General features: G+C 45.2%; 1 rRNA gene. It reads right to left on the bottom strand.

The features are described from left to right. Window positions 1–99, bottom strand: a 5S ribosomal RNA gene (gene rrf / locus HII16_RS16700); the annotation flags it as partial. Window positions 100–314 lie beyond the last annotated feature (215 nt).

Raw genomic sequence — 314 nt, 5'->3', positions numbered from 1 at the left:
CTCTCACATGGGAACTCCCACACTACCATCGGCGCTACTTCGTTTCACTTCTGAGTTCGGCATGGGATCAGGTGGTTCCAAAGCGCTATTGTCGCTAGATAAAAACTGTTTCGTTAGAACCGCCCCAAATTGAGTTCAGGGTCTCCTGAAGCTATAACTCTTCAGGTTCTAAACGCTAAGATAAATAGATTTCAAAAATCAATTTAGCTTAAAACTTAGAGTAAAAAGCCCGCTCTAATGAGCGGGCTTTTCTAAATAGGAGCCTGGCGATGACCTACTCTCACATGGGAACTCCCACACTACCATCGGCGCTA

The sequence above is a fragment of the Thalassotalea sp. Y01 genome, assembly GCF_012932945.1.
Lineage (GTDB): Bacteria > Pseudomonadota > Gammaproteobacteria > Enterobacterales > Alteromonadaceae > Thalassotalea_A.
This window is presented reverse-complemented; position numbering and strand designations above follow the sequence as displayed.